The 23,534-nt window shown below is 34.3% G+C and carries 20 protein-coding genes; 8 read left to right on the top strand and 12 right to left on the bottom strand.

Annotated elements, in window-relative coordinates:
* Positions 1-84: 84 nt before the first annotated feature.
* Positions 85-918 (top strand): transglutaminase-like domain-containing protein, encoded by an 834-nt coding sequence (locus tag EGI22_RS06170; RefSeq protein ID WP_255067166.1) that lies wholly within the window; start codon positions 85-87, stop codon positions 916-918.
* Positions 919-920: 2 nt separating this feature from the next.
* Here the strand turns inward: EGI22_RS06170 and EGI22_RS06165 are convergent, their stop codons facing one another.
* The 5 genes from EGI22_RS06165 to EGI22_RS06145 form a co-directional block, all read right to left on the bottom strand.
* Positions 921-2,870, bottom strand: a complete 1,950-nt coding sequence (locus tag EGI22_RS06165; protein ID WP_255067164.1) for a M1 family metallopeptidase — start codon at positions 2,868-2,870, stop codon at positions 921-923.
* Between the two features lie 4 nt (positions 2,871-2,874).
* Positions 2,875-3,753, bottom strand: a complete 879-nt coding sequence (locus EGI22_RS06160) for a tyrosine-type recombinase/integrase (protein ID WP_255067163.1) — start codon at positions 3,751-3,753, stop codon at positions 2,875-2,877.
* A 59-nt stretch (positions 3,754-3,812) separates the two neighbouring features.
* Positions 3,813-4,007: a 30S ribosomal protein S21 gene (gene rpsU, locus EGI22_RS06155; protein WP_255067158.1), complete on the bottom strand. Its 195-nt coding sequence runs from the start codon at positions 4,005-4,007 to the stop codon at positions 3,813-3,815.
* Positions 4,008-4,133: 126 nt separating this feature from the next.
* Positions 4,134-5,933 carry a GMC oxidoreductase gene (locus EGI22_RS06150; RefSeq protein WP_255067156.1) on the bottom strand — a complete coding sequence of 600 codons (1,800 nt, stop codon included), beginning with the start codon at positions 5,931-5,933 and terminating at the stop codon, positions 4,134-4,136.
* Entirely contained in the window at positions 5,934-6,812 is an 879-nt protein-coding gene (locus tag EGI22_RS06145; RefSeq protein ID WP_255067155.1) for an OmpA family protein, read from the bottom strand.
* Between the two features lie 98 nt (positions 6,813-6,910).
* Here EGI22_RS06145 and EGI22_RS06140 point away from each other — a divergent pair, with 98 nt between their 5' ends.
* The gene (locus EGI22_RS06140; RefSeq protein ID WP_255067154.1) at positions 6,911-8,614 is read left to right on the top strand and encodes a GMC oxidoreductase; all 1,704 of its coding nucleotides are present in this window, start codon (positions 6,911-6,913) and stop codon (positions 8,612-8,614) included.
* Between the two features lie 204 nt (positions 8,615-8,818).
* Here EGI22_RS06140 and EGI22_RS06135 read toward each other — a convergent pair whose 3' ends face one another.
* From EGI22_RS06135 to EGI22_RS06115, 5 genes are all read right to left on the bottom strand, one after another.
* A complete protein-coding gene (locus EGI22_RS06135; RefSeq protein ID WP_255067153.1) occupies positions 8,819-9,589 on the bottom strand; it encodes a YgcG family protein in 771 nt (256 codons plus the stop codon).
* Between the two features lie 4 nt (positions 9,590-9,593).
* Positions 9,594-10,022 carry a TPM domain-containing protein gene (locus EGI22_RS06130; RefSeq protein WP_255067152.1) on the bottom strand — a complete coding sequence of 143 codons (429 nt, stop codon included), beginning with the start codon at positions 10,020-10,022 and terminating at the stop codon, positions 9,594-9,596.
* Positions 10,023-10,053: 31 nt separating this feature from the next.
* Positions 10,054-10,647, bottom strand: a complete 594-nt coding sequence (locus EGI22_RS06125; RefSeq protein ID WP_255067150.1) for a LemA family protein — start codon at positions 10,645-10,647, stop codon at positions 10,054-10,056.
* 105 nt (positions 10,648-10,752) lie between these two features.
* Positions 10,753-12,153, bottom strand: a complete 1,401-nt coding sequence (locus tag EGI22_RS06120; protein ID WP_255067149.1) for a DASH family cryptochrome — start codon at positions 12,151-12,153, stop codon at positions 10,753-10,755.
* Positions 12,154-12,234: 81 nt separating this feature from the next.
* Positions 12,235-12,999, bottom strand: a complete 765-nt coding sequence (locus EGI22_RS06115) for a DUF547 domain-containing protein (RefSeq protein WP_255067147.1) — start codon at positions 12,997-12,999, stop codon at positions 12,235-12,237.
* A gap of 86 nt (positions 13,000-13,085) precedes the next feature.
* Here EGI22_RS06115 and EGI22_RS06110 point away from each other — a divergent pair, with 86 nt between their 5' ends.
* The 5 genes from EGI22_RS06110 to EGI22_RS06090 all read left to right on the top strand — a co-directional run bounded on the left by EGI22_RS06110 (position 13,086) and on the right by EGI22_RS06090 (position 19,333).
* Positions 13,086-13,784 (top strand): DUF3291 domain-containing protein, encoded by a 699-nt coding sequence (locus EGI22_RS06110; RefSeq protein WP_255067146.1) that lies wholly within the window; start codon positions 13,086-13,088, stop codon positions 13,782-13,784.
* Positions 13,785-14,002: 218 nt separating this feature from the next.
* Positions 14,003-17,287, top strand: coding sequence for a TonB-dependent receptor (locus EGI22_RS06105; protein ID WP_255067145.1), 3,285 nt, complete (start codon positions 14,003-14,005; stop codon positions 17,285-17,287).
* A gap of 72 nt (positions 17,288-17,359) precedes the next feature.
* Positions 17,360-17,653, top strand: coding sequence for a DUF202 domain-containing protein (locus tag EGI22_RS06100; protein ID WP_255067144.1), 294 nt, complete (start codon positions 17,360-17,362; stop codon positions 17,651-17,653).
* On the top strand, positions 17,637-18,425 hold the full coding sequence (locus EGI22_RS06095) for an SDR family oxidoreductase (protein WP_255067141.1): 789 nt from the start codon (positions 17,637-17,639) through the stop codon (positions 18,423-18,425). The genes EGI22_RS06100 and EGI22_RS06095 overlap by 17 nt, the downstream gene beginning before the upstream one ends.
* An 83-nt stretch (positions 18,426-18,508) precedes the next feature.
* A complete protein-coding gene (locus EGI22_RS06090) occupies positions 18,509-19,333 on the top strand; it encodes a DUF2911 domain-containing protein (protein WP_255067140.1) in 825 nt (274 codons plus the stop codon).
* A 52-nt stretch (positions 19,334-19,385) separates the two neighbouring features.
* Here EGI22_RS06090 and EGI22_RS06085 read toward each other — a convergent pair whose 3' ends face one another.
* Positions 19,386-21,176 (bottom strand): tetratricopeptide repeat protein, encoded by a 1,791-nt coding sequence (locus EGI22_RS06085; RefSeq protein ID WP_255067139.1) that lies wholly within the window; start codon positions 21,174-21,176, stop codon positions 19,386-19,388.
* A 120-nt stretch (positions 21,177-21,296) separates the two neighbouring features.
* Positions 21,297-22,034 (bottom strand): LytTR family DNA-binding domain-containing protein, encoded by a 738-nt coding sequence (locus EGI22_RS06080; RefSeq protein ID WP_255067138.1) that lies wholly within the window; start codon positions 22,032-22,034, stop codon positions 21,297-21,299.
* Positions 22,035-22,176: 142 nt separating this feature from the next.
* Between EGI22_RS06080 and EGI22_RS06075 the strand changes: the two genes are divergently transcribed.
* A complete protein-coding gene (locus tag EGI22_RS06075; protein WP_255067136.1) occupies positions 22,177-23,517 on the top strand; it encodes a hypothetical protein in 1,341 nt (446 codons plus the stop codon).
* The last annotated feature ends 17 nt before the right edge of the window (positions 23,518-23,534 follow it).

The following is a 23,534-nucleotide window of genomic DNA, read 5'->3' as shown; positions in this document are numbered from 1 at the left end:
CAAAAATAGCGAGATAAAAAATGTTTTAAAAATTTTGTTTGCTTTTAAATAGATTACTTAGGATATTGACCAAAAAAAACAAGAATGCGGACCGAAGATATAAAAGCGATGATTTCTTTACTTGACGACAATGACTCGGAAGTAGTAGATATTGTTGAAAACAATATAAAAAATCTCGGGAAAGAAGCAATTCCTTTTCTTGAAAAAGAATGGGAAAAAAGCAACCTAAATCCTGTTTTACAAAAAAGAATTGAAAGTTTAGTTCATAATTTATCTCTTGAAAATCTCTCTAAGGATTTTTTCAAATGGAAAGAAAGCGAAAGTGATGATCTATTAAAAGGACTTTGGCTGATTGCAAAATATCAATATCCCGATTTAAAAATAGAAACACTGAGCAAGGAAATCAATAAAGTACAACTCGAAATTTGGATAAGAACACAAGAAAAGATGCACCCAAATGATATGGTAAAAATCATAAACGAGGTGATTTTCGAACATTTCAAATACGAACCAAACATAAAAAATTTCCATTCTAGTTCAAACTCCATGTTTAATGAGGTCTTAACAGAAAAAAAAGGAAACCCTGTAGCATTAAGTTGTTTGTATATTTTATTAGCAAAAAAATTAGATTTGCCTATTTTTGGGGTAAACTTGCCCAATTTATTTGTGCTTATCTTTGACTATCCTGGATATCCATTTTATATAAATCCATTTAATAAAGGTCAAATTTTTTATGCTAAAGACATTGATGATTATTTAAAACAAATGAATGTCGACCCTAGTGATAAGTACTACAAGGCTTGCACAAACGTAGAAATAATAAAAAGGATACTGACTAATTTATCATTCTCCTACCAAAAAATTGGTGACGAAGTAAAACAAAACGAAGTCAATACCCTTTTAGAAATATTTAAATAATATTATTCTGGCTTCCAAATATTGTTTTTAGTGTTTACGTCTGGCAAAGCACCACTTGGATTTAGCTTTATGTATTCCAATGATTCTGAAGACGAATAATTAAAAGTCCACAGTTGGCTCTTTTCCCATATTTCTACCGGAAGCTTCACGGTGTATGCATCTTTATTTTTCTCTTTTATTTCAAGTTCAACAGGCATTGGCATTTGCTCCATATTTTCGAGAGTTATTATAGCACCTTCAGAAGGTTTACTATTTTTATATTTTACACTTTTGATACTTTGATCTATCTTGTAATTTTCAAAAAACCATGATTTCCAAAACCATCCCAAATCCTCACCAGCGACGTCTTCAACAGTATGGAAAAAATCAAATGGTGTAGGATGTTTAAAAGCCCATCTTCGGATATATTCTCGAAGAGCCAAAGTCATCCTTTCTTCTCCAATTATGGTTTCAGCTAACATTTTCAAACCAATCGCTGGTTTAAAATACGCCAAAGAGCCAATTTCTCTTTCCACCATGGCATCAGGTTGGGTTGCAATTGGCATAGTTCCTCTTAAGAAAAATGCCATATCTTGCGTTTTAGTAAACTTATGGTATTCGCCATTATTAAAGTTTTTCTCAGAAAGCATATTGATATAAGTATTAAAACCCTCATCCATCCAAGCATATTTCCGTTCGTTACTACCTACAATCATCGGAAACCATGTATGGCCAAACTCATGATCAGTAACTCCAAACAAACCAGCTTTTTTGCTTTTAGCACCACAAAATACTATTCCAGGATATTCCATTCCGCTCACAATGCCAGCCACATTTGTAGCTACAGGGTAAGGAAACTCATATAAAGTTGCTGAATAAAACTCCATACTATGCTTGGTATATTCTGTCGAACGTCCCCAAGCATTGTTTCCATCAAACTCCTCAGGATAAACAGACTGCACTAAAATGTTTTTTCCCGAAGGCAAATTTGCTTTGGCAGCATCCCACATAAAAGTCTTAGAGCTTGCCCATGCGACATCTCTGGTATTTTCACATGAAAACCTCCACGTCAATGTACCATCGTTTTTAAGTCTTGAATTCTTTTTGCCAACTTCATTTTTCTCAATTATCATGACAGTTTCGTCAGAATTCTGAGCTTTTTTTAGTCTATCCAATTGTTTTGAAGTCAATACATCCTTGGCATTTTTCAACTCTCCAGAAGCCACTACAATATGGTCATAAGGTGCAGTGATTTCAAAATCATAATTTCCATATTCTAAATAAAACTCACCAGCACCTAAATAGGGAGTGGTATTCCAACCTTCTATATCGTCATAAACACAAACTCGAGGGTACCATTGGGCTATTTCATACACTTTCCCCTCTTTGGCTTCAAACAACCCCATCCTATCAGCTCCGTTGCTCGGAATCAAGAAATTAAAATCCATTGAAATCTCTATCTTCTGTTTAGATTTTAAGGGTTCATTCAGAAAAATCTGCATTCTTGTGTCGTCAATTATTGACTTATTTTCTTTGTTTTTAGAATTAGCACCTGGTTGATTTACCTTAAGTTTTGAAATAGAATAACCACCTACAAATTCTTTAATTCCGTATCTTCCCAATCCAGGAGGAGTTGTTTTGCTACCACGAGATTCAGGATTAAACTTATTTTGGTCTAATTGTAACCAAATAAAAGTAAGCTCATCTGGCGAATTGTTGACATATTCAATTTTCACTGAGCCAGTCACACTGTTTTTAACGTCATCAAGTGTTGCCGAAATTTTATAATTGGCTTGATTTTGCCAATAATTTGGGCCGGGATTTCCAGATGCACTTCTGTATACCGTAGAAGGCTGAAAATTAATAAATGGACTAAAGACCGCTGTAGGGTCATAAATAGATTTCTCTACGGCATCTTGAGCATATCCAATCTGGAATGCCAATAAGAAAAAACTAAAAATTTTGATTTTCATAAAATTACGCTTTTGGATGTGCTTTTTTGTAAACTTCCTTTAATTGACTGATTGAATTGTGTGTATATATCTGGGTAGCGGCCAAATTTGCATGACCTAACAATTCTTTTATGGCGTTCAAATCCGCTCCTCTATTGAGCAAATGAGTTGCAAAAGAATGCCTCAAAACGTGAGGTGATTTTTTAGAAATTGTTGTGACTTGATTTAAAAATTCTTTAATTTTCCGCTGAACAAAAACTCTATACAATGGTTCAAACTTATTTGTTAACAAAAGGAACTCAGTATCGCTTCCCAAAGTTTGAATTTTCACATTGTTATAATTTATTAGCAAATCTACTAAAGTTTGGTGCAAAGGAAGCACTCTGTATTTATTTCCTTTTCCTAAAACTTTGATTTTTTTGTCAAAATAATCAATATCTAAAGTTTTAATATTGATTAATTCTGAAAGTCGAATACCCGTTCCGTATAAAAGCTCACAAAGCAATTTATCCCTTAAACCTTCAAAATCATTGGTAAAGTCAACCAACTCGAATAAGTTCTCCATAGGTTGCTCCTCCACATAAACGGGCAATCGGCTCGAAGTTTTTAAGGACTTTAATAGTGAAGTAGGATTTAATTCTATTTTTTTCTTTATAATCAAATACTTATAAAAGGCTTTGAGGCTTGCCATTTTACGATTTATACTTCTATTATCTATTTTGCTTTCCGAAAGTTCAACTATCCATGCTCGGATATCATTGTATTCGGCGTTTTGAATTGGCAATTCAGGAGCATGAATTTTTAAGAAATTTTCGAATTGTAAAAGGTCGATTTTATAAGCCAACACAGTATGTGGGCTTAAACGCTTCTCGTTTTGAAGATATGATAAAAAAAAATCGACCAATTCTGTATTGTAATTTTACAACACAAAATTAGTCGAAATATATGGTTAAACAAAGACGATTAATCGTCGATGTGACCGTATGTTTTCTGCTTGTAAGATGCTCTAATAACCTCGAATCTTCGAGCTACTGAACTTTTCTCAAACGCTTGACGACGTCTTAGTTCTTTCAAAACTTTAGTTTTTTCAAACTTCTTCTTGAAACGCTTTAGAGCCTTATCGATTGACTCATTGTCTTTAATTTGAATATGTAGCATAATTTACACCTCCTTCTTTTTTAAACGGATTGCAAAGGTAGGAATATTTATTTTAATTCAAGAAATGTTTTTGGAAATAATTAAAAATTATTGCGTTGAAAGAATTTCTAAATTCAGGTCTTTTCTTTATAAATTACCCTTTTTAAGTTCTCCAACAGCAAAATCTACCGCCCTAGCCGTAAGGGCCATATAAAAAATCGAAGGGCTTTGAATTCCCGTACTCGTCATGCAAGCACCATCTGTCACAAAAACATTTTTACAAGCATGCAGCTGATTGTTCTCATTTAGCATAGATATTTTAGGGTCAGCTCCCATTCTACAACCACCCATTTCATGAATATCCAAACCCGGTGCCCATCCCCTATCTTCTGTGTAAATGTTTTTTACGCCCGCTACTTCCAACATTTCTGCACCTTGAACCAAAAAATCCTTCAACATTTTTTCATCATTATTGTCATAGCTAACATCAGTTACTAACAATGGTACTCCCCACTGATCTGTATTTGATTTATCTAAATAAACCTGATTGGTCGGTTTTAAAATCGTTTCGCCTTGCATATAAATATACGCCCCCCATTTCCCAGGTCGACTCATTCCTTCCTTAAAATCCTCTCCAAACTCAGCTTTTGTAAGTTTTTCATCACCATTTGTACGATATGCACCCATAAAACACATATAACCTCCAACAAAATCAGTATCTTGTTTTCCTACATTTCTGAAGTTTGGCACCATACATTCTGAAGGATTAGAGCCATAGAAATATTTATCTTCAAATCCTTCAATATCCCCTCCGGCTGTTCCTCGGTAGTTATGAAATCCAACATATTTCCCCAAAGTTTCGCTGTCATTACCAATGCCATTTGGAAATCTTTTACTCTTCGAATTCAATAAAATCAAAGTGGTATTGAGTGCTGATGCATTTAAAAATATAATCTTAGCGTAAAAATCCGTGGTTTTCTTTGTTATTGCATCCACTACTCTCACTCCAACTGCCTTGTTTTTTTCTTCATCAAAAAGAATAGATTCTACCACCGAATGCGGCCTAACAGTTAGATTTCCAGATTTCTTAGCCCATGGTAGCGTACAACTATTGCTACTAAAATATCCACCATAGGGGCAACCTCGCATACATTTGTTGCGAGCTTGACAAACTGCTCTACCCTGTTCGGCAAATAATTCTGATGATTGTGTTACATGAGCCCAACGACCTTGCACCATTTTTCGGTCAGTATAATGTTTGTCAAATTTTGCTTTCATGTCCAATTCAACACAATTCATATCAAAAGGTGGCAAAAAATCACCGTCTGGCATGGTTGAGAGTCCATCTCTATGTCCACAAACTCCAATGAATTTTTCAACATGACTATACCATGGAGCCACATCCTCATATCTAATGGGCCATTCCATACCGTATCCAAGCTTGCTCGGTGATGTGAATTCATGCGGACTCCAGCGTGGGCAAGCCCTTCCCCAAATCAAACTTTTCCCTCCTACTTGGTATCCTCTTACCCAGGTAAAAGGTTTTTCTTGTATATAAGGGTGGTCTGCATCTTTGACAAAAAAATGTTCGGTATCTTCTCCATATCCTGCAGCTAACGAAATTATCGGATTTTCTGTTTTGGTTTTAAGAGGAGTAGACAGTCTGTGTGGAAATTGCCAGGAGTTTTTAGTGGCTGTCGGATAGTCCTTTATATGTTCCACATCTCTGCCACGTTCTAAAACCAAAGTTTTCAAGCCATGATCACAAAGTTCTTTAGCCGACCAGCCTCCGCTTATTCCACTACCAACAACAATGGCATCGTAAGTGTTTGAATTATTGTCATTTACATTAAACCCAAAGTCTTTTTTTATTTCCAATTTAAGGTATTTTACATAATTCAAAATTAGCAAAATTCTCTCTAATTTCTTATTATGAAATCTCTTCATTTACATAATCTTAACCTCTACTCTCCTATTTTTTATTTTTGATTCTTCGTCTCGCCTAAAACTTAAAATTTTCAAATGACTGTATCCTTTTACTTGAATAATATTTTTATCTATGTTTTCCTTTAAAAGAATCTCATTTATCAAATCCGCTCGCTGAAGACTCAATGTCCTATTTTTTTCATAATCTCCTATTCGGTCTGTATGCCCTTCTATTAATATTTTTTTGGCGTTTTGTAATTTATCTAAATTTAATTTTAAGAATTCTTGAAGCCTAATTTCCGATTCTGGGAGTAATTCTGCTTTGGTTTCTACAAAATAAAACTTTCCACTATCTTCTTCACTTTTAGCTATATGAATACTGCTTTTACTATTTTTTATTTTACTAACCTCTCCTTCTCTAGGATTTAATGCTTCGATACCTGATATTTCCCAAGTATTCCTATTGATAAGTGTTGTATCGAAAAACACACCTTCTTTAAAATCAAAAACCTCCAAGCCTTGCTCCAATCTTTCAAAATACAAATCAAAAATTAAAGATTGATTATTACTTAGATAAGTCCTACCTGCGGAACAATAGGGAATGTCAATTGCTCTCAACATTTCATATCTTTTGCCTTTTAATGAATCTACTAAAAAAGACTTATCACGAATACACACTGCAACTTTATCCGGATTTAAGCCTAAAAGCCTGCCTAGTGGATTGGTATTTGATTTTTTCTTGTATGTAAATTTAAAAGTCAATGAAGTTCTAAGCGTACTATTTACGACTTTTTCTAATACCAAATCCGGCGTATTTGATTTCAAAATAGACGGATAATCCGTTACGAATTGTCCAAAAACAAAATAAGGAAAGCAAAAAAAAAGAAATACATGTTTCATCTGGAAGGGGGAAATATTCAAAAAAACGCTATTCTTCACTAAAAATTATTATTTCCAAAACAGAACAAGTATTTTTGAACAACCTACTTAAATAAAAAATGCAGATAAAAAGCAAGGAACAATTAACCTACGACGCTATCGTGATAGGTTCGGGAATTTCAGGAGGATGGGCAGCAAAAGAACTTTGCGAAAAAGGTCTGAAAGTTTTAATGTTAGACCGAGGTAGAAATATAGAGCATATCAAAGATTACGATACAGCCACCAAAAATCCATGGGATTTCCCTCATAGAAATATCAAAATGCCTTTAGAGGAAATGAAAGACTATCCTATAAATGAGCGTACGGGATTTACAATTTCAGAGGCATCTAAGGATATGTTTGTAAAAGACATAGAATATCCCTATTTAGAAGAAAAACGCTTTGATTGGATACGTAGCTGGCAAGTAGGAGGAAAAAGTTTAACTTGGGGACGCGTAGCATTGAGATTTAGCGATTTAGATTTCGAAGCAAATATTAAAGAAGGCGTGGGAGCCGATTGGCCGATAAGGTACAAAGACATAGCTCCTTGGTATGACTATGTTGAGCGTTTTGCGGGAATCTCTGGAAGTAAAGAAAATTTGCCTCATCTCCCCGATGGGATATTTCAGAAACCTTTTGACTTGACTTGTGTCGAGACTCATTTAAAAGGTATAGTAAACGAAAAATTTAAGGGTAGACATATCATACCTCCGCGTCAGGCACACATTACTGAACCTACCGAAGAACAAACTGCACTCGGAAGAGCCAAGTGCCAAGCTCGTGATATGTGTTGGCGTGGTTGTCCTTATGGTGCATATTTCAGTACGCAATCTGCTACACTTCCTGCCGCTATGCGAACAGGCAACCTTACGGTTAGACCCAACAGTGTGGTAACGGAGATAATTTATGAAGAAAAGACAAGAAAAGCTTCAGGCGTTAGGGTTGTAGATAAAACCAGTAAAGAAGTAATAGATTTTTCTGCAAAAATCATTTTCCTAAATGCTTCAGCTATGGCCTCAACTTCTATCTTAATGAATTCAAAAAGCAAAAGATTTCCTAATGGAATGGGAAATGATAGCGGAGTGTTGGGACATTATTTAATGGACCATCACTTTTCGGCAGGAGCTTATGCAGGTGTGGAAGGATTTGAGGATCAATATTATTATGGCAGGAGACCCAATGGTTTTTATGTACCGAGATACAGAAACGTGGGTAGTGATAAACGCGACTATTTGAGAGGATTTGGCTATGAAGGTGGCAGTGGTAGAGGTTGGAATATACCCGATGACGAATTTGGCTTAGATTTCAAACAAAATGCTTCAAAACCTGGCCCTTGGAATATTTCTCTCGGTGCATTTGCCGAGACCTTACCATATTTCGAAAACAAAATGTGGCTAGTAGAAGACCAAAAAGATGAATGGGGTATGCCGCTTTTGAATTTCTCGGCAGAAATAGGAGAAAACGAAAGACTGATGCGAAAAGACATGGTAAACGACGCGGCAGAAATGCTAGAAGCCGCTGGTTACAAAGACATTGGTACTTATGATGATTTTGAAGGGTTTGGACGTTGCATTCATGAAATGGGAACTGCTCGCATGGGTCATACGCCTAAAGATTCAATACTAAACAAAAATAACCAAGTGTGGGGTGCTGAGAATGTTTTTGCAACAGATGGAGCATGTATGGTTTCCAATAGTTGTGCAAACCCTTCTCTTACCTATATGGCTTTAACTGCTCGTGCAGCTGACTTTGCTGTAAGTGAATTGAAGAAGGGGAATTTGTAATAAGGTGGTGCGATTTTTCAATCGCACATAATCCTTGATTTTTAGTTCCAAAAAAAACTTTAGTTTAACATGGTTTCCTTCGATTTACAAAATCGCTTTACGGTTATGGGTACAATAATACTATTTTGAGCGATTTGAAAAATCGCTCCACCAACAAAAAAATACCTGCTCTTTTGAACAGGTATTTCAATTTATAGATTAAGTTTAATATCCTCCACTGGCACCGCCGCCGCCGAAACTACCACCGCCGAAGCCACCAAAGCCTCCGCCTCCGCCACCACCGGACCAGCCACCACCGCCGCTACTCCAACCTCCACCGAAGTTGCCTGACTGCCTACCCCAACCTGTATAGGTAGTAAATGGGGTTCCATTATCATTTCCTCCGCCGCCATTTTTGCCTATTTTGTATAAAACCCAAATGACGAAAATGGCAATAATCAAAATAATAAAAAAGCCTAAAAATGCATCTCCATCCTCTGCTGGATCAGCTGTGTATTCACCTGAGGCATACCGCATGATTTCCGAAGTTGCCTGATCAAGTCCTTGATAATATTGAACAGCTTTGAAATTTGGAGCAATTACATCTGAAATAATCCTTTTGGCATACATGTCTGGCAAAACACCTTCCATGCCATAACCAGTCTGAATCGTTACTTTTCTATCGCCAGGTGCCCAAAGTAAAACTATGCCATTGTTTTTGCCTTCTTGTCCTACTCCCCATTTTCTACCTAATTGCAAAGCATAATCCCCAATATCATAAGGTTCTACTGATTTAATAATTACAACTGTAATTTGAGTAGATGTAGAATCATTGTAAGCCACAAGCTTTTGCTCTAAGGCTTGTTTTTGAGCATCACTTAGCAATCCTCCTACGAAGTCATTCACCAATTTTGGGGGATTGGGTTTTTCAGGAATATCCTGACCAAAACTCAAAAAAGATTTGAAAAAAATAAAAAAAATAAGAATTCTACGCATGTTTTTATCCTCGGCTTATTTCGTCCGAAATTTCATTTTTGTCGTCAGACTGATAAGGAAAATAGGCTTTTAATTGTTTTCCGGCTTCTTCAACTCCTAGACATAAACCTTTTTCATAATCTCCATCTTTGAAGTGCTTAGCCAACAAATCTTTTGTAGAATCCCAGAAAGTCTGACCTACTTTATTGTTTATACCTGAATCACCTAAAACAGCAAACTTGCGATCTTCATAGGCTAAATAAAACAAAACGCCATTTCTAAGGGCTGTTTTATGCAAAGACAAATACTTAAATACTTCCTCAGCTCTTACCATAGGATTGTCTGAAGAGCAATTTTCCTCAATGTGAACTTTGATTTCACCCGAAGTATTTGTTTCGGCCAATTTAATAGCTTCAACAATGTTTTTTTGCTGTAATTCTGAAAGGATAAACATAAAAAAAGCCCGTGATTAACGGGCTATTAAATTATTTCTTAAAATCGAAGTTAACATCAGGAGCTGATTGTGCTTTATCTGATGCTTCAAAAAAGCCTTTAACTGCAAATCCGAATATCCCTGCCATAATGTTATTTGGAAACGAACGAACTGAAAGGTTATATTCGCCAACAGCACCGTTAAAATCTCTTCTCGCTACCGCAATCCTGTTTTCCGTACCTGCAAGTTCAGCCTGAAGGTCTAAAAAGTTTTGATTTGCCTTTAAATTAGGATATTGTTCTACTGTGACCATCAAACGGCTCAAAGAACCACTTAGTTGATCTTGAGCAGCTTGGAATTTTGCCATATTTTCTGGCGTTAGATCTTTGGCTTCAAACTTAGTTTGCGTAGCAGAAGCCCTAGCCTGAATTACTTCTGTCAAAGTACCTTTTTCAAAATCAGCTGCACCTTGAACAGTTTTCACCAAAGTTCCAATTAAATCAGACCTTCTTTGATATTGTGTTTGTACATCAGCCCAAAGCTTTTGAACATTGTTATCTTTTCCTACTAAACCATTGTATGAACTACATCCATACATTCCAAACAACAGAAGAACTGCTACGATTGCTAGTGTTCCTTTTTTCATTTTCAGTTTATTTTTTGTTAAAATTTCTCAAATTTAATTAAACTATCGAATACTAAAAAAATAAATATTTATAGAATATTCCGATTCAGTGTTAAGCGGTAACAATTACCATTTTTTGTTTTTTGGTATACTTGATATAGGATAATCAATCGTTTCGTTTAATATATCCTTGAGCTCGTTGATTTCTAGAATGACTTCATCTGAAACCATCGAAAGCTCTGGAAGCCAAAACCTAATGTACTCTGCTTGCGGATCGTATTTTTTGGCTTGACTTACAGGACTAAAATACCTGTCTTCTCTTGGATCTGTACCTATTCCTGCCAAATAGTTCCAATTACCCCAGTTACTACAAACCTCATAATCAACCAATTGACTTTCGAAATACATAGCTCCCCACCACCATTCCAAGCCAAGGTCTTTTGTGAAATAACTAGAAACATTTTGGCGGCCGCGGTTTGACAAGTAACCCGTTTCTTTCAATTCTCGCATACAAGCATCTATAAACGGAATTCCTGTAGTTCCATCCATCCATCTTTTAAAATGCTCACGATTGCGTTTCCACCTTCTGTTAAAATCGTTTTTGATACCTGCTCTTTTGAAAAGCCTAACGCCAAATTTTAAAGCAATAAAATAATAATAATCTCTCCAGAGTAATTCAAAAATCAACCAATATGTTGATTCATTGGCTCCTCGCTCCTCTTCCGCTTTTTTAATCTCAAAGTATATTTTCCTTGGAGAAATACATCCTAAACTTAAATAGGCAGAGAACTTGGAAGAGAAATCCTTCCCTTTAAGCTCATTTCTGGTATTTTTATAATTATGAACTAATTTTTTTTCCCAAACATATTCATTTAATCTGCTTAAAGCTTGACTTTCCCCACCTTTCCAATCAATCAAATCATTGGCGTGCTTGCTAAAACTTTCGTAACCCAAGTCCTCCATCGTGGGCACTTGAGTCTTTTCAATATTTGAAGGAGAGTTTATAGAAGTTACCGATTCAAAAACCGGACGAATTTTCCATGAGTTTTCAACTTTCTTACGAAAATCTGTAAAAACATCAGGAACAAAATGGATTTGAAAAGGCAAATCTCGCACATGAACGAGCGTATTTCCCCAAAACAATTCCATTTCTATGTTTTTTGTTTTGAGTTTTTGAGAGAACTCCGCCTCTACAGTTGTCTCCTCCTGGGTAACTTCTTTTGAGCAATAAACGTGCTCTACATTGTATTCTACCGCTAAATCAAATAGTTCCTTCTCAGGAATCCCTACCTTAACGATTAAATCTGAGCCAATTTTCTGAAGATTCTCTTTTAGGTTGACCAAAGATTCTAACAAAAACTTAATTCTAAACTTTCCTGTACGTTTGAATCCTAAAAAAGTATTCTGAAATAATCTAGTATCTATAATATAAACTGGCACAACACTGCCCTGCTGAGCAGCTTTTAGTAGTGCCTCATTGTCGTGAAGTCGAAGATCGTTTCTAAACCAAAAAAGAACGTTGCTCATATTTTAATAATAAAAAACAAAGTTCTTCAATGTGATTGGTAAAAGAAACAAAAAAAGAATAAAATTAATACCTCTAACTTTTTAAAGCGAACCATTGAGAGCCCAATCGTATGTTTTAAAAGTAATTTTACCTTTGTTGCTTATTTTAGTTTTAGAGTATTTATTTAATATATCAATAATTGGTGTAGGCTTAAAATCCATCCCATACCAATCGAATATCTTCGAAACTTCTGCCGAATTTGCTGAAACGTTATTTTTTGAATCATCGTTTATGAATTTTTCTGCTTGACTGTTTAACTGAGCATCTAATCTTTCAGCTGTGAATGCTTCATTTCTAAGCGGCGGGCACGATTTTGCGGCACATACCAATGCAAAATGTATACGTGGTTCCTTAAATTGTTTTCTTATTATACCGTGTTCGATATTATTTAAATCCATCTTTTTGCCGCCAATTTCTATAAATTTCACATCCCAAGGGGTATTTACAAAAGGAATCTTTATTTTACTTCCAATATCTTTGATACTCGTAATTTTTTGATCGGCATTATCTAATATTAATTGAATCGTGAATGCATTGTATGCATTGATCCAATACGCTAATATTTCGTTTTTTGACCAATTGCTTGCTGGTGCATTTTTAGAGATCAAATCTTGGTATTTAGCAAACTCTTTCTGCTCTTTTTTAAAACCCGCATAATTAACCTCTCCTTTATCTGTGACGTATTTTTTCAAAAGTCTATCAAAGATATCATGAGAAATAGGTGCTGCGTTAGAAGTTGGAGAATCTACAGCAAAACAACTTTGAATAAAAATTAAAGAAACGAAAAAAAATAAAACGATTTTCATGATATTTAGTTAATTGAAATAGACTTAAACATATATTATATGATAAATACGAAAAAATACTTCGAAAAGTTTAAAAATCTCAGTATATGCTAACAACAATAACCGTAGTAAAGTATACTGGCATAAAAATCATTTTTGGTTTTTTTTCAATGATAGTTTTCAGGATCCTTTTATTTTTTGATAATGGAGGCCCAAAATTCAGAAAGTTAATGGGAACAGGCAAAAATGGCACATTTGATATCAAACCTGACTTAGGGCAATGGGTTTATTTTTTTACTTGGGATAAAGAATCAGAATTTGAAGATTACAGAAATAAGAGTAAAATCTTCCGATACATTAATTACTTCTCCAAAACAGAATTCTCTATAATACTGTCTCCAATACAATCTCACGGACTTTGGGACAAACAAGAACCGTTTAAAATAACATCTACAGAAAAGCCAATTAATAATATAGCTGTACTTACACGTGCAACTATAAATTTGTGGAAAGCTAATGATTTTTGGAAAAATGTACCCAAGGTAGCTGAAAACTTAAGTCAGACGCCTGGTTTAATCTATTCTATAGGTTTTGGAGAAATACCTTTTTTAAAACAAGCCACACTTTCTATTTGGAAAGATGTGGAATCTATGAAATCGTTTGCTTATAAAGGTGCCCATCATAAAGATGTAATTACTAAAACAAAATCTGACAATTGGTACTCTGAAGAACTTTTTGCAAGATTTATGATTGTTAGGACTTTTGGAAGTTTACCTGAAAAAATAATACTTTCTTCCCCAATATAGTATTATATTTCACAATTTTAAGACGACATAGCACTATTCCAATTTAACAATTTAATAATTTACACTATCTAATATTAAACTGTAATATTCTAAGTTTAAACACATTAGAATAAGGCACTTTTTTTTTGAATTAAAAAAACTGTTACCTTTGTGTCGATTAATTTATATGTACTTTTATTACAAGAACTTATTAACAAATTAACCTCAAATTTTTTCTTATGAATCAAAAAACTACTTATTTTAAGAAAGCCATTGTTGCTGTCTTAGGTTTAGTTCTTTCGTTTTCAAGTTTTGCCCAGGTTACGTCTTCGGCTATCTCTGGTTTAATCACTGACAACAAAAACGAAGGACTTCCAGGTGCTACTATTATCGCGTTACACGTGCCATCAGGTACAAAATACGCTGCTATGTCTGACGTAAACGGTCGTTATGCTATCCCTTCTGTTAGAGTTGGTGGACCGTATAGAGTTTCAGTTTCTTTTGTAGGATTTAAAGATCAAGTAAAAGAAGGCGTAATTGCTAACCTTGGTACTGCTGCCAACGTAAGCTTTTCTCTTTCTGACAACAACACTACATTGGATGAGTTGGTTGTTAGATCAGACAAATCAGATGTTTTTAGCTCGGGAAGAACTGGTGCTGCTACCACTATTGGCAAAGAGCAGATTAACTCCATGCCAACTATTGGTAGAACTATCAACGACTTCACTAGATTGACCCCTCAGGCTTCAGGTAAGTCTTTTGGTGGGCAAGACACTAGATTAAACAACATCACAATTGACGGTGCTGTTTTTAACAACGGATTTGGATTGGGTGACCAACCAGGTGCGAGAGTAGGAATATCACCTATCTCATTAGACGCTATCGAAGAGGTTCAAGTTAACATTGCACCTTTTGATGTTCGTCAGACCGGTTTTACAGGAGCTGGTATCAATGCGGTAACTCGTTCAGGTAATAACCAAGTACAAGGCTCAGTATTTACAATGTTCAGAGACAACGGAAAAGCGTTTTTAGGAACTAAAGTAAATGACGAGACTTTGACAAATTCAACTTTCAAGAAAAATGTTTATGGTTTCCGTTTAGGAGGACCAATCATTAAAGACAAAGTATTTTTCTTTGTAAATGCTGAATTGGAAAGCTTAACTACTCCTGGAACTACATGGCAGGCAAATAGAGGACAAACAGGTTCGAATGTTACAAGAACTTTGGCTACTGACCTTGATGCTGTTTCAGCTCAAATGTCTAAATTAGGTTTTGAAACTGGTCCTTATGAAAACTATAATTTCAGTACTACTGGTAACAAATTCCTTGCTCGTGTAGACTGGAACATTAACCAAAAGAATAAATTCAACATTCGTGTTTCGAAATTAGATGGAGGATCTCAAAATCCAATTTCTAATTCAACTTCTGCTGGTGCAGGTAATAGAGGTAATAATTCAACTTCTATGTCTTATTTTAACTCAGGTTATGTGTTAAATGAGGATTATTTCTCGACATTAGCTGAATTAAACACTACGATTTCAAATAAATTGTCAAATAATTTAATCGTAGGTTATACTAAAAACAACGAAGATAGAGCATATTTATCTGACAGAGTTTTCCCTACTATTGATATTTTACAAAACAATAGTACTTATATTTCTGCAGGATTTGACCCTTTTACACCAAATAACCTATTGAATTATAGCACTTTCCAGTTCTTCGATAACTTAACTTATTATGCTGGAAAACACGTTATTACAGGAGGTATTGCTTTAGAGAGATTTATTTCAAACAACTCATTCTATGCTGCATCTAATGGTGTTTATGTTTATAATTCATTGGATGATTTCTTCAAATCAACAAATGATTATTTAGCAAATCCAAACAACCCTGCTACAGATGTTACTATCAACAGGTTCCAATATAGGTTTGATTTTGCTGGTGGTGCAGCACCTCCATTGCAGGTAATGAAAGCAACAACTCCAGGCATTTATATTCAAGATGAATATCAAGCAAAACCTAATTTGAAATTTACAATAGGCTTAAGAGTTGATATCCCATTAATAGAACAAACTTCACTTGAAAACACAGTGGTTAGTGGATTATCATTTAAAGATGAAACTGGTGCAACCGTTAAATATAATACAGGAGTTTTACCGACTGGAAATCCTTTATGGTCTCCAAGATTAGGTTTTAACTGGGATGTAAAAAGTGATAAAACTATCCAAGTCAGAGGTGGATCAGGTATATTTACTGGTCGCCCTCCTTTTGTATGGTTATCAAACCAAATTGGAAATAATGGTATTCTATCTGGATTTACCCAAGAGACTAACACAAATAAGATTGCTTTTACATTAGACCCATCGAAATATAAGCCAGCTACAGCTGATCCTTATGCGGCTTCTACTTTTGACATTGCGGTTGCGGATGAGAATTACAAATTTCCTCAAGTTTGGAAAACAAATATCGCTGTTGATTACAAACTTCCAGGTGGCATTATCGCAACTGGAGAATTTATTTACAGCAAGAACATCAATGCTGTTCAATATATAAATTCGAATCTAAAAGATCCAGTAAGTAATTTTGCTGGCCCAGACACAAGACCAAGATTTGCTGGTGGAACTGCCAACAGAATAAATAGTAATATCACAAACAATATAGTACTTAAATCTTCTAACATAGGTGGTGGTTTACAATCGACTATAAAATTAGAAAAGCCTTTTGCAAATGGCTTGTATGCTATGGCTGCCTATACTTATGGATCTACAAAAGACATCACAAATGCAGGTTCAATTGCCTTTGGTTCATGGTCAACCAATCCAATATACGGTACTCCAAATACCACTGAATTAACTAATTCTAATTTTAATCAAAGACATAGAGCAATCTTGGCATTGAACTATAAATTGAATTACGGCAAAAAATTAGGTGGTTCAACTACATTTAGTTTGTTTTATGAGGGAAGAAATCAAGGTAACTATTCATTAGTGTATGCTGGAGATATGAACCAAGATGGTCTTTCTAATAATGACCTACTTTTTATTCCTAATAAAGGAAGCGACATGACGTTCTTACCATTAACATCAGGCGGAAAAACTTTCTCTCCTGAAGAACAAGCTACTGCATTTGAGAAATTTATTTCTCAAAACAGTCAACTAGATGCTTTAAGAGGAACATATGTTAAAAGAAACAGCATTCAATTTCCTTGGTATAATTCAACTGATTTTAGTGTAATTCAAGACATCAAAATTAATGCTGGAAGCACGTCAAATGCTCTTCAAGTTAGATTTGACATTTTAAATGTTGGTAATTTACTTAATAGCAAATGGGGTGTATTAAATAGATTATCAGCAGATAGACCTTTGGCTGCTGCTGGTGTAAATGCTTCTGGTGTACCACAATTCAGAATGGCGACTCAACAAGTAGGTGGTCAAACTGTATTGTTACAAGATAGCTATGTGCCTAGTATTTCTACAGGCTCTGTTTGGGGGGCACAATTATCAGTTAGATATTCATTTAATTAATATCTTTAGATATTTCGCAAAAAACCTGCTTCTTTTGAAGCAGGTTTTTTTTATGTTTTAAAATTAAAGATAGTGAACAGAGATTTAATATTAAGGGAGAATTTGGCCTTACAAAGAACTACTTTGGCTAACCAAACCACCCTATTAGCTTTTTTAAGAACCTCCTTATATTTTTCTTTGGCGGGATTGAGTTTGGAAAATTTATTAAAAATAGAGCAGCATAGAATTGTTGAAATTATTATGTTCTCCATTTCATTGTTCATTTTAATTTATGGAATTGCAAATTATATTGTTCACAAAAATAAAATAAAGAAAAGTTACGGCCACGTAGGGAATTATAAAGACGAATATGAATCTAAATCTTGAAAACAAAACTGCCTTGGTTTGTGGAAGTACCCAAGGCATTGGCTGGGCAACAGCAATAGAATTGGCCGAATTGGGTGCTAATATTGTGCTAATGGCTAGAAATGAGGAGTCATTAAAAAATAGAACTGAAGAATTGCCAAAAGCAAAAAATCAAAGTCACCAATATCTGGTTGCAGATTTTACTTCTAATGATAATGTTAAAACTGTCATCTCAAGTTTTATTGCTTCAGGAAATAAAATTGACATTTTGATTAATAATACCGGTGGTCCTGCTGGTGGAGCAATTATTGACGAAAGTCCAGAAAAATTCCAAGAAGTATTTAACCAACATTTAATAAACAATCAGATTTTAACCCAAGCCGTAGTTCCAGGCATGAAACAAGCAGGCTTTGGAAGAATTGTTAATATAATTTCTGTATCAGTAAAACAGCCGATTGTCGGTCTTGGTGTATCAAATACCATTCGTTGGGCTGTAGCAAGTTGGGCCAAAACCCTTTCGAAAGAAATAGCGGGTAGCGGTATTACAGTAAACAATGTTTTGCCAGGGTATACACAGACCCAAAGACTAGAAAATGTAAATCAAATGCGGGCTGATAGCCTGGGAATAGAAAAATCAGAAGTTGAAAAACAAATCATTGCCAATGTACCAGTAGGCAAATTTGCTTCTGCAGAAGAAGTCGCGGCTGCGGTTGCATTTTTATGTTCGCCTGCGGCATCTTCAATAAATGGAATAAATTTACCAGTAGATGGAGGTTTGTCCATGAGTTTATAGGTATTTTTGATAAATTATGACATCAAAAAACTAATTTGTACTAATTTGCGTTCAAGATTAATAAACAAACCTTTTATATTTTTATGAAAAAAATAATTGTACTTGCTCTTTCTGTACTTTCATTCGGAGCTTTTGCTCAAGGAATCAAAACTCCTGCTCCTAGCCCAACCCAAACAATCAAACAAGAATTTGCCCTTTCATCTGTAGAAATCACCTATTCTAGACCAGGTGCCAAAGGCAGAACTATTTTTGGAGATTTAGTACCATATGGTAAAATGTGGAGAACTGGTGCTAACGGTCAAACAACCATTACTTTTGGTGAAGACGTAAAAGTGGGTGGAAAAGCCGTAAAAGCTGGTAAATATTCTATCCTTACGATTCCTGGCAAATCTGAATGGGAAGTGATTCTTTGCAAGCCTGAAGCTAGCGTTTTCAATTACAAAGCTGAAGACGAAGTAACAAGATTTATGGCAAAATCAAACAAATTACCTTTTGCAGTTGAAAATTTCGTAATTATGTTTAGTTCTCAAAGTAGCAACATGGCAACCATCAACATGATTTGGGAAAACACTGAAGTTGAGTTCGATATCGAAGCAGATATTGACACCAAAATAATGGCTGACATAGACAAAGCTATGAATGTAGATAGCAAGCCATATTTTGCTGCTGCTGGATATTATTTTGACAACGGCAAAGATCTTGGAAAAGCTTTAGAATGGGCAAACAAAGCGGTTGAAGCTCAACCAGAAGCTTACTGGGTTGCTCACTTGAAAGCAAAAATCCAAGCCAAAGCTGGCGATAAAGCTGGTGCAATAGCTACCGCAAAAAAATCAATGGAATTAGCTCAAAAAGGAAACAATCCTGATTATGTAGCTTTGAATGAAAAGCTAATAAAATCTTTGAAATAATAATTAATTATTATTCATTTTTAGAAAAGAGGTGGCCAATGGTCTCCTCTTTTTATTTTATAGGCAAAATGATTATTGCTTTTGTACCTATCGATTTTTGATTTTCATCATAAAGATCTTCAAAATCCATAAAAATATTGCTATTTGTATTTTTAGCAAAATTCTCTAACCTTTCTTTTGTAAGTTTGAGCCCAACAGAATTTTGCTTTGACACTTTTTTCTCTTTTATTTCTTGAGCTTTCTCTCTACCTATACCATTGTCAATAATTTCGAATTTTATAAACCCATTTTTCTGGCTTGTTACATTAATGCTAAGCTTTTTGTCGCCTTCAATATTTGATAATCCATGCCATATTGAGTTCTCAATGAATGGCTGTAAAATTAATGAAGGTATTTTAATAACCTCTACATCAATCCCTTCTGCAACATTAATTTCAAAATTTATCTTTTCCGAAAAACGAATACTTTCAATATTTACATAAAGTTCCATTGTGTTAAGTTCTTCTTTTAAGCTTATCTCTTTTTCTCTAGAATTAGAAAGTATCGTTCTTATAAGTTTTGAAAATTTATTTAAATAATAAACAGCATTTTCCTTTTCATTATTTATAATATACAATTTTATAGAGTTTAAGGAATTAAAAAGAAAATGAGGATTCATTTGCGATCGCATCATTTGTTGTTCAAGCATCAAAACCTGCTTTTCATTTCTTAATTGGTATTGCCTGTACCAGATAATCAAAATTCCTGCAATCAAACCAATCAAAATAGCTGCAAAAATCATAAACTTTTGATTTTCGCCTAAACGGTATTTTACAAGTTCATTTTCTTTTTCTAACAAAGCGATTTGATTTTCTTTTTTCTCATTATCATACTTTACAATCAATTCAGCCGTATAGTGAAGATTTTCTTCATTTAATATTTTCTCGCTAAACTCTTGCTTGTTTTTAAGGTTTTTCAACGCTTTAGGATAATCACCTTTAGATTCATATAAAAAAGCCAAATGGGAGTATGCCTCTGAAGTTGAGGAATTAAATTGGTTTGCAATCGCCATTTTCAAGCCTTTTTCCAAATTCTTTTCCGCATTATCATATTCCTTTAAGATACTATAAGCCCATCCAGAATTGATCAGAGCCATTGTTATATAAAACTTATCACCCAGCTCTTCAGCTTCTCTTATACTTGGCAAAATCAACTTTAGGCCTTCTTTAGGCTTATTCATTTTAATCAAAATTTGGGCGATAGAATTATTGCAAATAATCCTTCCCAATTTTGAATTGATTGCTTTATTATACTCTAATGAAGTGGAATAATTTCCCAAAGCTGCATCCAATTCATTTTGAGCTTCATTTATTATTCCCAAATTTTGATAATTTATTGCTAGGCCTAATTTATTATCCAGTTCCTTTTCAATTCGCAACGATTTCTCGAATTGTTGTTGAGCCAATTGGTATTGTTTCAAAGTCAAATAGATATTCCCAATACTATTTAAAGAAACCGCTGTACTCCTTAAAATACCTTCTGTTTTTTCAGGCATTTTCTCTGCTAATGTTAAGGCCTGCTTATGAAAATCTAATGCTAATCTGACATTATCCAATCTTCTGTAGGTAACACCGATAAGATTTAAGCTTGAGATTATAGATTCTTTATCGGCAATACTCTCTGATAACTTCAGTGCTTCTGTATGTAATTCAATCGACTTTTTATATTGGGAGCTATTCCTAGCAATAATACCTAAAGAATTGATAGCAAAAATCTTAACAATAGGAAATTCTGAAACTGTTGCCAATAGTTTCATTTGGACAGAATCTCTTTTATAGGAATAAAAAACAGAATCTATTTTCATTAAATCCAAATTGGATTTATTCCTTAATTTTTCTGCCTCTGATAAGATGTCTATATCTTTTCCGAATGATAAATTGAAAAAGAATAGAAACACAAAAAGGAATTTAAAGATTTTATTCATTTATTTTTCGAGAAATAGGCTTTTTTTAGTTCTAGAAACTGGCACTTTCTTTCCATTGGTTAGCACCAAAAAACCTTCATTTTTTTGATATTCTCTTACTTTGTTTAGGTTAACCACATAAGAATTATGCACTCTGTAGAATAAATTCTTGGGTAACTTTTCCTCTATTTGTTTTAAAATTTGTGTTAGGAAAAGCTTTTGGCCATTTTCAAGGAAAACATTACAATAATTCCCATCACTTTCACAATAAAGAATTTCGTCAGGTTCTAGAAAATATATCTTGCCGTCACAACTAATGTTAACTTTTTTAGGCCCAAGCGTTTGCGAGTTGTTGATGTTTAATAACATATCTTCCAACATGTCTTTAATATTGGAGGCACTTCTCTTTTCCCTGATTTTTTCTACTGATTTTATCAAATCATCTGAATCAATTGGTTTTAAAAGATAGTCTATTGCTTGCTGTTTTAGGGCTTGAATTCCATATTGATCATAGGCAGTAGTGATAACTACACAAAACTCGCGAGATGGGAAAAACTCTAAAAAGTGGAAACCGTCCATTTGTGGCATATCAATATCTAAAAATATTGCATCAATGGGATTGTTTAGAATATAATCTTTGGCCTCGAATGGGTTGGTAAAGGTGGCTAAAACATTTACTTTAGGGCAAAAACTCTTAAGTTCCCATTCAAGACTTTGAATCGCTTTAGATTCATCGTCTAATATTATTACATTCAACATAACGGTTAATATATTATGCTAAATATACTAAAAACTTATTTACATGAAATGTAAATTGTATAATCTGCGTTTAAAAGCTAATAGATTGTAAAGCAATTTGTATAATTTGTACAGAAATCAAACATTGCAATTAAAGACGAAAATGAAAAAAGGTATAATTTCAATATTTACACTGGTATTTTTTATCCAATTTATTAGTTGTGACAAAAACAACATTGACCTTGAAACTGCCAATACTTTTGACAATATTCAAACAGAAATATTAAATACTTCTTGTGCCATTTCAGGTTGCCATTTAAGTGAAACTGATGGGACATTCCTCCAACACGGCTTAATTCTGAGCAAAGAGAAAGCCTATCAAAATTTAATAAACATTTCACCTAAAAACATTACCGCTTCCCAAGAAAACCTTAAAAGAGTCAGCCCTTTTGATGCTCAAAATAGTCTTTTATACCAAAAACTCTTGTTTGAAACTACTCATAAAAGTTCAAAAAACTTTGGAAGCATAATGCCCTTAGGTAAAGACATGTTGTATATGGGTCAAATAGAATACATCAGAAGATGGATAGAGGCTGGTGCCCCACAAACTGGCTCAGTAGCGGACGCTAGCTTGCTTTTAGATAAAACACCTGTGATAGCTAAATTTGAACCGCTCACGCCACCCGAACCTGGCCAAGGTTTCCAGATGAAACTTGAACCCTTTGAAATTTATCCGTTTTTTGAAAGAGAGATATTTATCAGAAAACCTTTAAATAACAATCAAACCGTATTTGTGAACAAATTCCAAATAAAAATGCATCCGGGGAGTCATCATTTTATATTATATGGATTTAGAAATAATATTAACTTACCCAAAAATGAGGAACTTCGAGATTTAAGAAATAAAGATTTATCCTTAAATCTTACGACTTTCCAACAAATGGGAAATCACGTTTTTTATTTTGGAGGAAGTGAAAGCAATTTTACTTTTAATTTCCCTGAGGGTACAGCCGTTGAGCTTCCTGCAAACATGGAATTTGACATGAATTCGCACTATTTCAACAAAGGAGCCAAATCTTATAATGGAGAGGTAAATGTAAATCTTTATACCATACCCAAAGAAAAGGTAAAAAATCCACTAAAAATAATCGATATGGGTAACACCGGCTTTACTTTGCCTCCTAAGCAAAAAACTGTAGCTACAAGAGATTTTAAATTTGACAAAAATGTTAAAATTGTTACTCTTTTCTCGCATACGCACAAACTGGGAGAAAAATTCGAAATATTAATAAAAGGTGGTAATAGAGATGGAGAAATCATTTATACATCTACCAACTGGGAGCATCCTGAGAAAATAGATTATGCTATTCCTATTTCTCTTAAAGCTGGAGAAGGCCTTACTTCAAGAATTACTTACAATAATTACACTGACCAAACAATCAGATTTGGGTTTACATCGGAAGACGAAATGGGAATAATTTTCGGATATTATTTTGAGGAATAATTTTAACTTGGGAGGAT

It is taken from the genome of Lacihabitans sp. LS3-19 (assembly GCF_024343575.1).
Taxonomy (GTDB): Bacteria; Bacteroidota; Bacteroidia; order Cytophagales; family Spirosomataceae; genus Leadbetterella.
Note: the sequence above shows the minus strand (reverse complement) of the source record. Positions and strands in the feature narration are given on the sequence as shown.